This window comes from Serratia sp. H1w (assembly GCF_000633355.1).
Taxonomy (GTDB): Bacteria; Pseudomonadota; Gammaproteobacteria; order Enterobacterales; family Enterobacteriaceae; genus Chania.
This window is the reverse complement of sequence record NZ_AYMQ01000049.1, coordinates 33490-47525: the sequence shown is the minus strand read 5'-3', so window position 1 is coordinate 47525 and position 14036 is coordinate 33490. Positions and strand designations below refer to the sequence as shown.

10 protein-coding genes are annotated in these 14036 nt (G+C 58.0%); 8 read left to right on the top strand and 2 right to left on the bottom strand.

What is annotated here, in order from left to right; genetic code table 11:
- Positions 1-13: 13 nt before the first annotated feature.
- On the bottom strand, positions 14-841 hold the full coding sequence (gene fdhD / locus U869_RS0110615) for a formate dehydrogenase accessory sulfurtransferase FdhD (protein ID WP_037408830.1): 828 nt from the start codon (positions 839-841) through the stop codon (positions 14-16).
- Positions 842-1014: 173 nt separating this feature from the next.
- Between fdhD and fdnG the strand changes: the two genes are divergently transcribed.
- From fdnG to U869_RS0110570, 8 genes are all read left to right on the top strand, one after another.
- A complete protein-coding gene (fdnG, locus tag U869_RS0110605) occupies positions 1015-4062 on the top strand; it encodes a formate dehydrogenase-N subunit alpha (protein WP_115681383.1) in 3048 nt (1015 codons plus the stop codon).
- A gap of 12 nt (positions 4063-4074) precedes the next feature.
- Positions 4075-4986, top strand: coding sequence for a formate dehydrogenase subunit beta (gene fdxH, locus U869_RS0110600; RefSeq protein WP_025122221.1), 912 nt, complete (start codon positions 4075-4077; stop codon positions 4984-4986).
- Positions 4983-5621 (top strand): formate dehydrogenase cytochrome b556 subunit, encoded by a 639-nt coding sequence (gene fdoI, locus U869_RS0110595; protein WP_025122222.1) that lies wholly within the window; start codon positions 4983-4985, stop codon positions 5619-5621. Before fdxH ends, fdoI begins: the two co-directional genes overlap by 4 nt.
- Positions 5618-6547: a formate dehydrogenase accessory protein FdhE gene (gene fdhE / locus U869_RS0110590; protein ID WP_025122223.1), complete on the top strand. Its 930-nt coding sequence runs from the start codon at positions 5618-5620 to the stop codon at positions 6545-6547. Before fdoI ends, fdhE begins: the two co-directional genes overlap by 4 nt.
- A gap of 225 nt (positions 6548-6772) precedes the next feature.
- Complete coding sequence (locus tag U869_RS0110585; RefSeq protein WP_025122224.1) at positions 6773-7420, top strand: DcrB-related protein; 648 nt, start codon at positions 6773-6775, stop codon at positions 7418-7420.
- Between the two features lie 75 nt (positions 7421-7495).
- The gene (gene selA, locus U869_RS0110580; protein WP_025122225.1) at positions 7496-8887 is read left to right on the top strand and encodes an L-seryl-tRNA(Sec) selenium transferase; all 1392 of its coding nucleotides are present in this window, start codon (positions 7496-7498) and stop codon (positions 8885-8887) included.
- The gene (gene selB / locus U869_RS0110575; RefSeq protein WP_025122226.1) at positions 8884-10725 is read left to right on the top strand and encodes a selenocysteine-specific translation elongation factor; all 1842 of its coding nucleotides are present in this window, start codon (positions 8884-8886) and stop codon (positions 10723-10725) included. Before selA ends, selB begins: the two co-directional genes overlap by 4 nt.
- Positions 10726-10936: 211 nt before the next feature.
- Positions 10937-12475 (top strand): aldehyde dehydrogenase family protein, encoded by a 1539-nt coding sequence (locus U869_RS0110570; RefSeq protein ID WP_025122227.1) that lies wholly within the window; start codon positions 10937-10939, stop codon positions 12473-12475.
- Between the two features lie 163 nt (positions 12476-12638).
- Here the strand turns inward: U869_RS0110570 and U869_RS0110565 are convergent, their stop codons facing one another.
- A complete protein-coding gene (locus tag U869_RS0110565; RefSeq protein WP_025122228.1) occupies positions 12639-13883 on the bottom strand; it encodes an MFS transporter in 1245 nt (414 codons plus the stop codon).
- Positions 13884-14036 lie beyond the last annotated feature (153 nt).

The following is a 14036-nucleotide window of genomic DNA, read 5'->3' as shown; positions in this document are numbered from 1 at the left end:
CAAAATGTGTGGTTTAGTCGGTAATACGCTGCGGATGAGTAAACACCGTTGCCCGGCCTGGCTTGCTGAAGCCCACCAACGTCAGGTTGCTGCGCTCGGCGATTTCCACCGCCAGTGAGGTGGCGGCAGAAACCACGAACAGGATTTCGGCGCCGCACATGGCGGATTTTTGCACCATCTCGTAGCTGGCACGGCTGGAAACCAGGATCGCCCCCTGCTGCCAACCCTGTTTGGCGCGTATGCCGATCATCTTGTCCAGTGCCACATGGCGGCCAACGTCTTCGCAACCCCCCAGCAACTCACCTTGTGGTGAAATCCAGCCTGCGGCATGGGTACAGCCCGTGAGCTGGCCGACGTTCTGCACATCGCGCAACTGGCCCAGAGCGCGATCGAGATTGGCCAGCGAGAAGGTCTGAGTAAAGGGTAATGGTGTCACCGGCCGGAAAATATCCGCCAACTGCTCAATACCGCAAACGCCACAGCCTGTGCGGCCCGCCATCGCCCGGCGGCGCTCTTTCAGCCCGGCAAAGCGGCGGCTGGAAAGCTCAATCTGGACCTCCATGCCGTTGCAGGTAGGATTTACCTCTATACTGAAGATATCCCGTGGCGAGTCGATAATGCCCTCCGACAGGGAAAAGCCCAGGGCGAACGCCTCCAGATCCTTTGGCGTACACATCATTACCACGTGAGAAATGCCGTTATACACCAGCGCGACCGGCACCTCTTCGGCGAGCCAATCTTGCTCCGTGGTAGTCAGTTGTCCGCGCTGATACACCGGAGCCTGGATCAAGCCCGTGAGCGCGTTCACATTTACCGGCTGCTCTTGGTTAATTTTGTTCACTTTCCTGGTACCTGTTCGTAACAACCCTACGCACGCTATGGTATTATTACAGCGTCGTTGCGGCCAAGTTGGCCAATATCCACATAAGAATAGTGATTTTAGCGCTTCCCGCTTAGAGGGGGAAAGCGTCATTTGAAACAATGTGACAACACGAGAGAGAAAGGAGACCCCCCATGCAGGTCAGCAGAAGGCAGTTCTTTAAGATCTGTGCTGGCGGTATGGCAGGAACCACGGTAGCCGCACTGGGCTTCAGCCCGGCGGTGGCATTGGCGGAAACCCGGCAGTACAAGCTGCTGCGCGCCCGTGAAACCCGTAATACCTGCACGTATTGTTCCGTCGGTTGTGGGCTGTTGATGTACAGCCTTGGTGATGGCGCCAAAAACGCCAAAGAGAGCATCTTCCATATCGAAGGGGATCCGGATCATCCGGTAAACCGTGGTGCACTGTGCCCGAAAGGCGCAGGTCTGGTTGATTTCATCCACAGCGAAAGTCGTCTGCAATACCCCGAATATCGCGCTCCTGGCTCTGACAAGTGGCAACGCATCAGCTGGGACGACGCCTTCACCCGCATCGCCAAACTGATGAAAGAAGACCGCGATGCCAACTTTGTTCCCACCAACGATCAGGGCGTTACCGTCAACCGTTGGCTGACCACCGGTATGCTGTGCGCTTCGGCCTCCAGCAACGAAACCGGGATGTTAACCCAAAAATTTAGTCGCGCTCTCGGCATGCTTGCCGTAGATAACCAGGCGCGTGTCTGACACGGACCAACGGTAGCAAGTCTTGCTCCAACATTTGGTCGCGGTGCGATGACCAACCACTGGGTTGATATCAAAAACGCCGATTTAATTGTCGTCATGGGTGGTAATGCGGCAGAAGCGCATCCAGTGGGATTCCGCTGGGCGATGGAAGCCAAAATACATAATAAAGCCAAGCTGATCGTCATCGATCCGCGCTTTACCCGTACCGCATCCGTGGCGGATTTCTACACGCCTATTCGTTCCGGTACCGACATTGCCTTCCTGTCGGGCGTGTTGCTGTATCTGATCACCAATAACAAGATTAACCGCGAATACGTGGATTCTTATACCAACGCCAGCCTGCTGGTGCGGGAAGACTTCGCCTTCGATGATGGCCTGTTCAGCGGCTACGACGCGGATAATCGCAAATACGATAAAACCACCTGGAACTACCAGCTCGACGAGAACGGCTTCGCCAAGCGTGATATCACGCTGCAAGATCCGAACTGCGTGTGGAACCTGCTGAAAAAACACATCAGCCGCTATACGCCAGAGGTGGTGACCAACATCTGCGGTACGCCAACCGAAGACTTCCTCAAGGTGTGCGAATATATCGCCGAAACCAGTGCCAGCGACAAGACGGCCTCGTTCCTCTACGCCCTGGGCTGGACACAGCACTCGGTCGGTGCGCAGAACATCCGTACCATGGCGATGATCCAGTTGCTGCTTGGCAATATGGGCATGGCGGGTGGTGGTGTGAACGCATTGCGCGGCCACTCCAATATCCAGGGTCTGACCGATCTGGGTCTGCTGTCACAAAGCCTGCCAGGCTATATGACGCTGCCTTCGGAGAAACAGGCCGATCTGGATACCTACCTGAAAGCCAACACGCCGAAGGCGCTGCTGCCGGGCCAGGTGAACTACTGGAGCAACTACCCGAAATTCTTCGTCAGCATGATGAAGAGCTTCTACGGTGACAAAGCGCAGAAGGACAATAGCTGGGGCTTTGACTGGCTGCCGAAGTGGGACAAAGGCTACGACGTTCTGCAATACTTCGAGATGATGTCGCAAGGGAAAGTGAACGGCTATCTGTGCCAGGGCTTCAACCCGGTGGCGTCGTTCCCGAACAAGAACAAAGTGGTGGCCTCGCTGGCCAAGCTGAAGTTCCTGGTGACCATTGACCCGCTGAACACCGAGACCGCCAACTTCTGGCAGAACCACGATGAGTTCAACGACGTTGACCCATCGCAGATCCAGACAGAAGTATTCCGCCTGCCATCGACCTGCTTTGCCGAAGAGAACGGTTCAATCGTTAACTCCGGCCGCTGGCTGCAATGGCACTGGAAAGGGGCCGACGCCCCAGGGGAAGCGCTGAACGACGGTGAAATCCTGGCGGGGCTGCTGATGCGCCTGCGCGAGATGTACACCCGTGACGGCGGCGCGGTGCCTGAACAGTTGCTGAACATGTCCTGGGACTACCTGACCCCGAACAATCCGGCGCCAGAAGAATTGGCGATGGAGAGCAACGGCCGGGCGCTGGCGGATGTCCTTGATCCAGACGGCAAGGTGTTGGCGAAGAAAGGCGAATTGCTCAGTACCTTCGCGCATCTGCGTGATGACGGCACCACCTCGAGTGGCTGCTGGATCTTCGCGGGCAGTTGGACGCAGGCGGGCAACCAGATGGCGCGCCGTGATAACGCCGATCCTTCCGGTCTTGGCAACACGCTGGGCTGGGCCTGGGCATGGCCGTTGAACCGCCGCATCCTGTATAACCGTGCGTCTGCCGATCCGGCGGGCAAACCGTGGGATGCCAAACGTCAACTGCTGGAATGGGACGGAGTCAAGTGGGGCGGGGTCGATATCCCGGACTACAGCGCCGCCGCTCCGGGCAGCGACGTCGGGCCGTTTATCATGCAGCCGGAAGGCATGGGCCGCCTGTTTGCACTAGACAAAATGGCAGAAGGGCCGTTCCCGGAACACTACGAGCCGTTTGAAACGCCGCTTGGCACCAACCCGTTGCACCCGAACGTAGTGTCTAACCCGGCGGCGCGCGTGTTCAAAGACGATCTGGCCGCGATGGGCAAATCCGACAAGTTCCCTTACGTCGGCACCACTTATCGCCTGACCGAACATTTCCACTACTGGACCAAGCATGCGTTGCTTAATGCGATCATCCAGCCGGAACAGTTTGTGGAGATTGGCGAGAAGCTGGCCGAGAAGAAAGGCATCAAGCAGGGCGATACCGTCAAAGTCAGTTCCAACCGTGGCTATATCAAGGCCAAGGCGGTGGTGACCAAGCGTATTCGTACCTTGCAGGTGAACGGTCAGGACGTGGACACCATCGGCATCCCGATCCACTGGGGTTACGAAGGGGTGGCGAAGAAAGGCTTTATCGCCAACACGCTGACGCCGTTTGTCGGCGACGCCAATACGCAAACGCCAGAGTTCAAGGCGTTCCTGGTTAACGTGGAAAAGGTGTAACGGAGACGAATTATGGCAATGCAATCTCAAGACATCATTCGTAAATCCGCTACCAACGGCTTCACTCCGGCACCGCGTGCGCGCGATCACCAGGAAGAAGTGGCCAAGCTGATCGATGTCACCACCTGCATCGGCTGCAAGGCCTGCCAGGTGGCCTGTTCTGAATGGAACGATATCCGTGATGAAGTGGGGCACAACGTCGGGGTTTACGATAACCCCGCCGATCTGACCGCCAAATCGTGGACGGTGATGCGCTTCTCTGAGGTCGAGGAGCACGGCAAGCTGGAGTGGCTGATCCGCAAGGATGGCTGCATGCACTGTGCCGATCCGGGCTGCCTGAAGGCGTGCCCGGCGGAAGGGGCCATTATCCAGTACGCCAACGGCATCGTCGATTTCCAGTCGGAACACTGCATCGGCTGTGGCTACTGCATCGCTGGTTGTCCGTTCGACGTGCCGCGCATGAACCAGGAAGACAACCGGGTATACAAATGCACCCTGTGCGTCGACCGCGTTGGCGTGGGCCAGGAACCGGCCTGTGTGAAAACCTGCCCGACCGGGGCGATCCATTTCGGCACCAAAGAGGCGATGAAGAACGTCGCGGCGGAACGTGTCGATGAACTGAAAACCCGTGGCTATGAGAATGCCGGTCTGTACGATCCGGCGGGCGTGGGCGGCACTCACGTGATGTATGTTCTGCATCACGCCGACAAACCGCAGCTGTATCACGGCTTGCCGGATAACCCGACCATCAGCCCGGCAGTTACCTTCTGGAAAGGGGTATGGAAGCCGTTGGCCGCCATCGGGTTTGCTGCCACCTTCGCGGCCAGTATTTTCCACTACGTCGGCGTGGGTCCAAACCGCGTGGAAGAAGAGGAAGAGCCGGATCAGCAGGACGAGCATCATGATGAGGAGACGCGCAAATGAGAAAGGAAAAGCCAATTCAGCGCTACAGCGCGCCGGAGCGGATTAATCACTGGATTGTGGCGTTCTGCTTTATGTTTGTCGCCATCAGCGGGTTGGGCTTCCTGTTCCCTTCCTTCAACTGGTTGTTGAATATCTTCGGCACACCACAGCTGGCGAGGATCCTTCACCCCTTCACCGGGGTGTTGATGTTCGTGGCGTTCCTGCTGATGTTCCTGCGCTACTGGAAGCACAACCTGATCAACCGGGAAGATATCGTCTGGGCCAAGAATATCCACAAAATTGCCATGAACGAGGAAGTGGGCGACACTGGGCGCTATAATTTCGGTCAGAAGTGCGTATTCTGGGCGGCGATAATCAGTCTGGTGCTGTTGTTGGCCAGTGGTATCGTTATCTGGCGGCCATACTTTGCCCCATCCTTCTCCATTCCGCTGATCCGCATCGCGCTGGTGGTGCATTCATTAGCCGCGGTAGGTTTGATCATCGTGATAATGGTGCACATTTACGCCGCGCTATGGGTAAAAGGCACCATTACGGCGATGGTGGAAGGTTGGGTGCCGGCTGCCTGGGCCAAGAAGCATCACCCACGCTGGTACCGTGAGGTCCGCGAGAAACAACAGGAAGACAAACCCAGATGAGTATCCGCATCGTTCCTAAAGAGCAGTTAGGGGCACAGCGTGAAAAGTCTTCAACGGCGGAAACTATTCCGCCGTTACTTTTCGCCAATTTGAAGAGCCTTTATACCCGCCGAGCCGAACGTCTGCAGCAATTGGCCGCAGACCATCCGCTGGGTGACTATCTCAACTTTGCCGCCAGCATTGCGCAAGCGCAGCACAACGCCTGCCATGATAATCCGCTGGAGTTGGATCTCGGCGAAACGTTGATCCAGAGTGCCGCCAGCGGCAAGCCGCCGCTGGATGCGGGCATCTATCCACGCAGCGAGCACTGGCACAAGCTGCTGGCCTCGCTGATCGCAGAACTGCGCCCGCAGGCACCGGAACACGTGCTGGCAGTGTTGGATAACCTGGAGAAATCCTCGACCCATGAGCTGGAGCTGCTGGCCAGCGCCCTGCTGAAAGGCGAGTTTGCCAAGGTTGGCAGCGACAAAGCCCCATTCCTGTGGGCGGCGCTGTCGTTGTACTGGGCGCAAATGGCCAGTCAGATCCCTGGCAAGGCACGGGCGGAGTACGGCGAGCATCGTCAGTTCTGCCCGGTTTGCGGCAGCATCCCGGTTTCCAGCATGGTGCATATTGGCACCGTAAACGGCCTGCGCTATCTGCACTGCAACCTGTGCGAGAGCGAATGGCACGTGGTGCGGGTGAAATGCAGCAACTGCGAGCAAACCGGCGATCTCAATTACTGGTCGCTGGAAAGTGAGCAGGCAGCGGTGAAAGCGGAAAGCTGTGGCGACTGCGGCACCTACCTGAAGATCCTCTATCAGGAGAAGGACCCGAAGGTCGAAGCGGTGGCCGACGATCTGGCCTCGCTGATCCTCGATGCCAAGATGGAAGAGGAAGGCTTTGCGCGCAGCAGTATCAACCCGTTCCTGTTCCCAGGCGAGTAACGGTAGCCCTCACCCTAACCCTCTCCCACAGGGAGAGGGGACCGATCGTGCCACAGATTGATGTCTGCACCTGACCGCAACTCCGTACCAGCCCCCTCTCCTTTTTGGGGAGAGGGTTGGGGTGAGGGGGAGCAGCAAGCAGCGACTTTCGGATTAGACATCTGGCAAACCGCGAGGTGAGTTGCTACCGTTACGCCAAGACGCGCAACGCGAAAGGAATAAATGATGTTAAAGACCCTTGCCAAAGGTACGGCGTTGGCCGTGCTGCTTACCGGGCTGGTAGCCTGTGATAACCAGGACAGCAAAAAGCCGGAAGTCCCCGCCCCCACACCTAAGCCGGTCGTGACTCAGCCCGTAGCGGTAGCCCCACCCCCTTTGGCAGAGGCAAAACCGGCCCCCGGTCTGAACGTCTCGCTGCAACAGGGCAAAATCACCTTTGAACTGCCACCGGGTTTCAGCGATCAAACCAAGCTGAGTGGCATTATCAACGACGACAAATCCACCATTCAGCTGTTCCTCGATGGCAAATCACGCCAGCGCACCGTCGCTTCGGAAGTGATCCCGCCAGCAGATACGAAGATCAATACCAGCGATAAGATGCTTAAAGATCTGACGCAAAGCATCATTACCGAGCTGTCCGATCGCTATCAGAACATCAAGAAAACCAAAGAAGAGAATTTCACCGTTGGCCAGCAGAAGTTTCATCGTCTGGATACCGAACAGACGGTCAACGGGCAAAAACTGATTTCCACTATCGTGTTGACGGTGTTCAATAAACGGGTAGTGACGTTGCAGATGTTAACGCCGGCCAAAACACCGGAGGTACATCTTGCATTGGTACAGCGAATTATTGATACCATGCAGGTTAAATAACCTGACTGGTTTAGCTCGGCACGCACGCCAACAAGCCAGTTTGCCGTTAACCGGACACTGAAAAATCGAGTGACCATGAGCACTGAATCCCAGCACCTTTATAGCCAGTTACCTGCCATCGACCGCCTGCTGCGCGATCCTGCCGTCGAGCCCGCCGTCGCCAAACACGGCCAGACGCTAATCAGCGAACTGCTGCGTCAGATGCAGGCGCAGGCGCGTGAAGCCATCAAGACTCTGCAACAGTTGCCAGCCTGGTGTCAGGACTGGCCGCAGGCGCTGCATGCTCGTCTGGAGCAGCAACAGCGTCCGGCGTTGCAACCGGTGTTTAACCTCAGCGGCACCGTGCTGCACACCAACCTGGGGCGAGCGTTGCTGGCTCAACCGGCAGTGGATGCCGTCGTCAGTGCGATGACCAGTGCCGTGACGTTGGAATACGATCTGGATGGTGCAGGCCGTGGGCACCGCGATCGAGCAATCGCGGATTTACTCTGCCAGCTTACCGGGGCGGAAGATGCCTGCATCGTCAACAATAACGCGGCGGCGGTGCTGTTGATGCTGGCGGCGGTTGCTCCAGGCCAGCAGGTGATCGTGTCGCGTGGTGAACTGGTGGAAATTGGTGGCGCGTTCCGCATCCCGGACGTTATGCGTCAGGCGGGTTGCCAACTGGTGGAAGTGGGTACCACCAACCGTACACACCTGAAAGATTATCGTGCGGCCATCAATGAGCAAACCGGCTTGCTGATGAAGGTGCATACCAGTAATTACAGTATCCAAGGTTTTACCGCTGCGGTTGATGAAAGCGAGCTGGCGGTGTTGGGCCGTGAGCACGGCATTCCTGTGGCGACCGATTTGGGCAGTGGCTCGTTGATCGACATGGCGCAATACGGCTTGCCAGCCGAGCCGATGCCGCAGCACCTGATTGCCGCAGGCGTCGATCTGGTGACCTTCTCTGGGGACAAGCTGCTAGGCGGACCGCAGGCCGGGATTATCGTCGGCAAAAAAGATCTGATCGCCCGCTTGCAACAACACCCACTCAAGCGCGCCCTACGCGTCGGCAAAATTACGCTGGCGGCGCTGGAAGCCACGCTGCGGCTGTATCAACAGCCGGAATTATTGGCAGAACATTTACCTACCTTACGCTTATTAACCCGTCCACAGCAGCAGATGCAGCAAGCCGCCGAACGTTTACAGAGTCAGTTGGCTCCGCAGTTTGCTGGTCGTTTCGAACTGCGCAGCGAGCCGTGCTGGTCACAGATTGGCAGCGGTTCTCTACCGGTCGATCGCCTGCCGAGCTACGCGCTGACCTTTGCCCCACTTGATGGCCGGGGTGCAACCTTGGAAGGCTTGGCACAGCAGTGGCGTAGCCTGCCGCAGCCGATCATTGGCCGTATCAACGACGGTAAACTGTGGCTCGATCTGCGTTGCCTGGAACAGGAGGGCGCACTGATTGAGGCGCTGAGCGCATGATTATTGCCACCGCAGGCCATGTCGACCACGGCAAAACAACCCTGTTACAAGCGATCTCGGGTATCAATGCCGATCGTCTGCCGGAGGAACAACGCCGTGGCATGACCATCGATCTCGGCTATGCCTATTGGCCGCAGCCGGATGGCCGCGTGCTGGGGTTTATTGACGTTCCCGGCCATGAGAAATTCCTCGCTAATATGCTGGCGGGCATTGGCGGCATCGATCATGCGCTGCTGGTGGTGGCCTGCGACGATGGCGTGATGGCGCAAACCCGCGAACATCTGGCGATCCTGCGTCTGAGCGGTAGAGCGCAGCTCACGGTGGCGCTGACCAAGGCCGACCGTGTAGACCCTGCGCGGGTTGCCGAAGTACAAGCCCAGGTATTGGCCGAATTGGCGCAGCAGGGCTGGCATGATGTGCCGGTGTTTGTTACCGCTGCGGCGTTGGGGGAAGGTGTCGAGGAGCTGCGTCAGCATCTGTTGGCGTTACAACCCGGTGAGCACTTACTATCACGCCGTTTTCGTCTGGCGGTAGATCGCGCTTTCAGCGTCAAAGGTGCCGGGCTGGTGGTGACCGGGACAGCGCTGGGCGGCAACGTAAAGGTAGGTGATACGTTGTGGCTGACCGGTGCAGATGTGCCGGTGCGGGTGCGCGGCCTGCATGCGCAGAATCAGGCGGCCGAACAGGCGTTTGCCGGGCAGCGTATTGCGCTGAATATCAGCGGCGATGTCAGCAAAGAGCAATTAACACGCGGCGACTGGCTGTTGGCACAACAACCGCCAGCGGCGGCAGAACGTATTCTGGTGGCGATAGACGCTGATGTACCGATCAAGCACTGGCAGTCGCTGCATATTCACCATGCCGCCAGCCATATCACCGGGCGCATTGCGCTGCTGGCCGACAACCTGGCGGAGCTGATCCTCGATCGCCCGCTGTGGCTGGTGGAAAACGATCGGCTGGTGCTGCGTGATATCAGCGCTCGGCAAACGTTGGGGGCCGCGCGCGCGCTGGGGCTATCCTCACCGAAGCGGGGCAAGCGCCAACCGGAGTATCTGGCCTGGCTGGCAGCGCTGGCTCAGGCATCAAGCGACGGGCAAGTGCTGGATCTGCGTTTGCCGGGTGGTGCACTGGACCTGGCCGCATTTGCCTGGGCTCGCCAACTGACGGACGAGGGCCTGCTGGAACTGCTAGCAGGTTATGCCCTGATGATCTCCGGCGAGATGGCATTGGCTCCGGCCAACGTGCAAGCGCATGAGCAGCGCCTGTTGCAGGTGTTGGCCGAATACCATCAGCAACATGCCGATCAGCTGGGCCTGGGGCGCGCTCGCCTGCGCCGTATGGCGTTACCGGCGTTGCATGAGCCGCTGGTATTTATGATGATCGATCGGCTGCTGGCGGCCGGTTTGCTGCGCAATACGCGCGGCTGGCTGCACCTGCCCGAGCATGGTTTGGCGTTCAGCAGCGAGCAACAGGCACTGTGGAACCGCATTGAGCCGCTGTTTGGTGAAGAGCCTTGGTGGGTACGCGATCTGGCTGCCTCGTTAGGCGAAGAGGAAAATAACGTTCGCGCTACGCTGCGCAAAGCGGCACAACTGGGCCATGTCACCGCAGTGGTAGTCGATCGCTACTACCTCAGCCAACGTATTGAACAGTTTGCCGCGTTGATCCGTGAGCTAGACGCCACGCAAGGCAGCACCAACGCCGGTGACTTCCGCGATCGGCTGGGTGTGGGCCGCAAGTTGGCGATCCAGGTATTGGAATTCTTCGATCGCAGCGGTTTTACCCGCCGCAGAGGCAACCAACATCTGCTGCGGGACAGCGGCCTGTTTGGTGGTTGAAACTATGGGTGCATCTTGTTGCGCCCAGTTTAAAAAATTGTGACACCCTTCATGCGTTTGACTATTCTTTCGCCATTCCCCGCCGTAAACACCTATCATTCCAGCTAGAGATAGTTTCCCGCTTCTTACGTTTGATCTGCGGCCACCGCGCCGCGAACCTGCTTACCGTCTCCGGGCGGTAAGGTTGCAGCCACGTAAAAAGGAGATACAAATGGCGAATACCACCACGGCAAGCCACCTCACGCCTGAAAATACCGGGTTTCCCCTCAAACTGAAAAAACGTTATGACAACTTCATTGGCGGCACCTGGGTGGCACCGGTCCAGGGCGAGTATTACACCAACCTGACGCCGATCACCGGCCAGACGCTGTGCGAAGTAGCCAGCTCCTCCACACAGGATATCGAACTGGCGCTGGATGCGGCCCACGATGCCAAAGGAGCCTGGGGCAAGATGTCGGTGCAGGCGCGTGCCAACCTGCTTAACCGGGTCGCCGATCGCATGGAGCAGAATATCGATCTGCTGGCAGCAGCGGAAACCTGGGATAACGGCAAGCCGATCCGCGAAACCGCCAATGCCGATGTGCCGTTAGCTATTGACCATTTCCGCTATTTCGCTGCCTGCGTGCGGGCGCAAGAGGGCGGCATCAGCGAGATCGACTCCGAGACGGTGGCCTATCACTTCCACGAACCGCTGGGCGTAGTGGCACAAATCATTCCGTGGAACTTCCCATTGTTGATGGCCTGCTGGAAGATGGCTCCGGCGCTGGCGGCGGGTAACTGCATCGTGCTGAAACCGGCCAAGCTGACGCCGCTGTCGGTGCTGATGCTGATGGAACTGATCCAGGACATCCTGCCGCCAGGCGTGATCAACGTGGTCAACGGCGCAGGCGGCGAAATCGGCGAATATCTCGCAACCTCCAAACGTATTGCCAAAGTAGCCTTTACCGGCTCCACCGAAGTGGGTCGCCAAATCATGGGTTATGCCACTCAGAACATCATCCCGGTGACGCTGGAACTGGGCGGCAAGTCGCCCAACATCTTCTTTGCTGACGTGATGGATAAAGAGGATTCGTTCTTCGACAAGGCGTTGGAAGGTTTTGCGCTGTTCGCCTTCAACCAGGGGGAGGTCTGTACCTGCCCGAGCCGGGCGCTGGTGCAGGAGTCGATCTACGAGCGCTTTATGGAAAGGGCAATCAAGCGGGTGGAGAGCATCCGCAGTGGCAACCCGTTGGACGCCAGCACCCAAATGGGCGCACAGGTTTCCGAAGGGCAGATGAAGACCATCCTCAACTACATCGAGATCGGCAAGCAGGAAGGCGCCAAGGTGCTGACCGGTGGCCGACGTAAGGCGCTGGATGGCGGCTTGGCACAAGGCTACTACATGGAACCGACCATTCTGTTCGGCAAGAACAGCATGCGAGTCTTCCAGGAAGAGATTTTTGGCCCGGTGCTGGCGGTGACCACCTTCAAGGATATGGATGAAGCGCTGGCGCTGGCCAACGATTCCGATTTCGGCCTGGGTGCCGGGGTATGGAGCCGTAACGGTAATATCGCTTACCAGATGGGGCGCAACATTCAGGCAGGCCGTGTCTGGACCAACTGTTACCATGCTTACCCGGCGCATGCGGCGTTCGGTGGCTACAAACAGTCGGGGATTGGGCGTGAAACCCATAAGATGATGTTGGAGCACTATCAGCAGACCAAATGCCTGCTGGTGAGCTACTCGGAAAAACCGATGGGCCTGTTCTGATCCCTCACCCTAACCCTCTCCCAAAGGGAGAGGGGATGTAACGTGCTACATTTTATCTCCTGCGCCTGACTGCGGCTCCGGACTCACTCCCTCTCCCTACCGCAAATGTCCATGAGGTTCTTGGTCTGTCAGTGGGAGAGGGCTGGGATGAGGGTATTAACCATTACACTGTGGTGCTGGCCGCGGGAGTAGCCCCACCACGATGCTTGCTGAGGAACAGCGCCGCCAGCGTCAGCCAGCATATGCCACTGATCAGGTTGAACAGGCTGAATAGCCCGTTACCTCCCCAGACATAGGCCACCTTGGCCAGCTCGATACCGATAGTGAACACCGACATGCTCAACATCCCCATCACGGCCGAAACGGCACCTTTACTGACGTTGCTGGAAAACAGCGTCAGGCGGTATAGACCGGCGTTCGCCAGGCCAATGCCGTAAGCATAAAGGCTCAGCCCTGCGGTCATCCACAGATAGGCGTGGGCGGAAAATACCGTGGCCAGCGCGGCCATCAACAGGCCTAACAGCATTGGCCATGCGCCAAGCTTGATAGGGCGTTCAATACTGAGCTTGCCGGTGATGCGTGCCAGCGTCAGGTTGCCGAGGATCAGCGCGCCAAACACCGGGATCTGCAACAGGCCGTAGTCCAGAGCGGAGAGCGATTCGCCCTTAATCAGGATCACCGGAGACTGGGCAATCCAGGCCAACAGCGGCAGACTGGCAAAGCCGATAGCCAACGAACCACAGATAAAGCGCCGATTGACCAGCACCTGACGATAGTCGCGCCACAGGTTGGCTGCCGAGAAGGCTTCCCCTTGCAGCGTGGCGGTTTCCGGCATGGCCTTCCACAGGCCGACAAAGGCAATCGCCGCCAGGGCGGCAAACAGCACAAACATGCTCTGCCAAGGGGCGACGTGAACCCATGCGGCCCCCGCCAACGGCCCAAGCAGCGGGGCGATCAACGCCACGTTGGCCATCAGCGCGGTGATCTTGATGCAGGTCGCTTCTTCAAACGATTCCTGAATGGTGGCATAGCCTACCGCGCCGATAAAGCACAGCCCGATCCCTTGCAGGAAGCGCATTACGATAAACTGCTCGATATTGGTGACCAGCAAAATGGCCAGACAGGTGACGATAAAGAACAGCACCCCGGCCAGCATCACCGGGCGGCGGCCACGGCGATCCGACAGCGGGCCAAGCAGCCACTGCAGGAAGATGCCGCCGGCCAGATAGGCGGTCATTGAGGTGGGCACCCACTCCACGCCGGCATTAAAATCGGCCACCACCGCCAGCATACCGGGCTGGATCATATCGTTGGCGATATAGGTCGCGAATTCGAACAGCACCAGACAAAGTGGGAATAAAAGCGCCTGTCGGCCCAGAAGTGCCGCAGGTGGTAACGATGTTTTCATTTTTATTTTACTGATAGTAAAGAAGAAATAAGGAACTGCCAGGGCGGGAGAGCGCAAACTGAGCGAGTTGTGGCGGCTATTTTGCCGCCAATTGTTCACCTTGGCAATCATAAGGTGATTTTAAGGCTCAATCTTAATATTGCGCGTAGACGT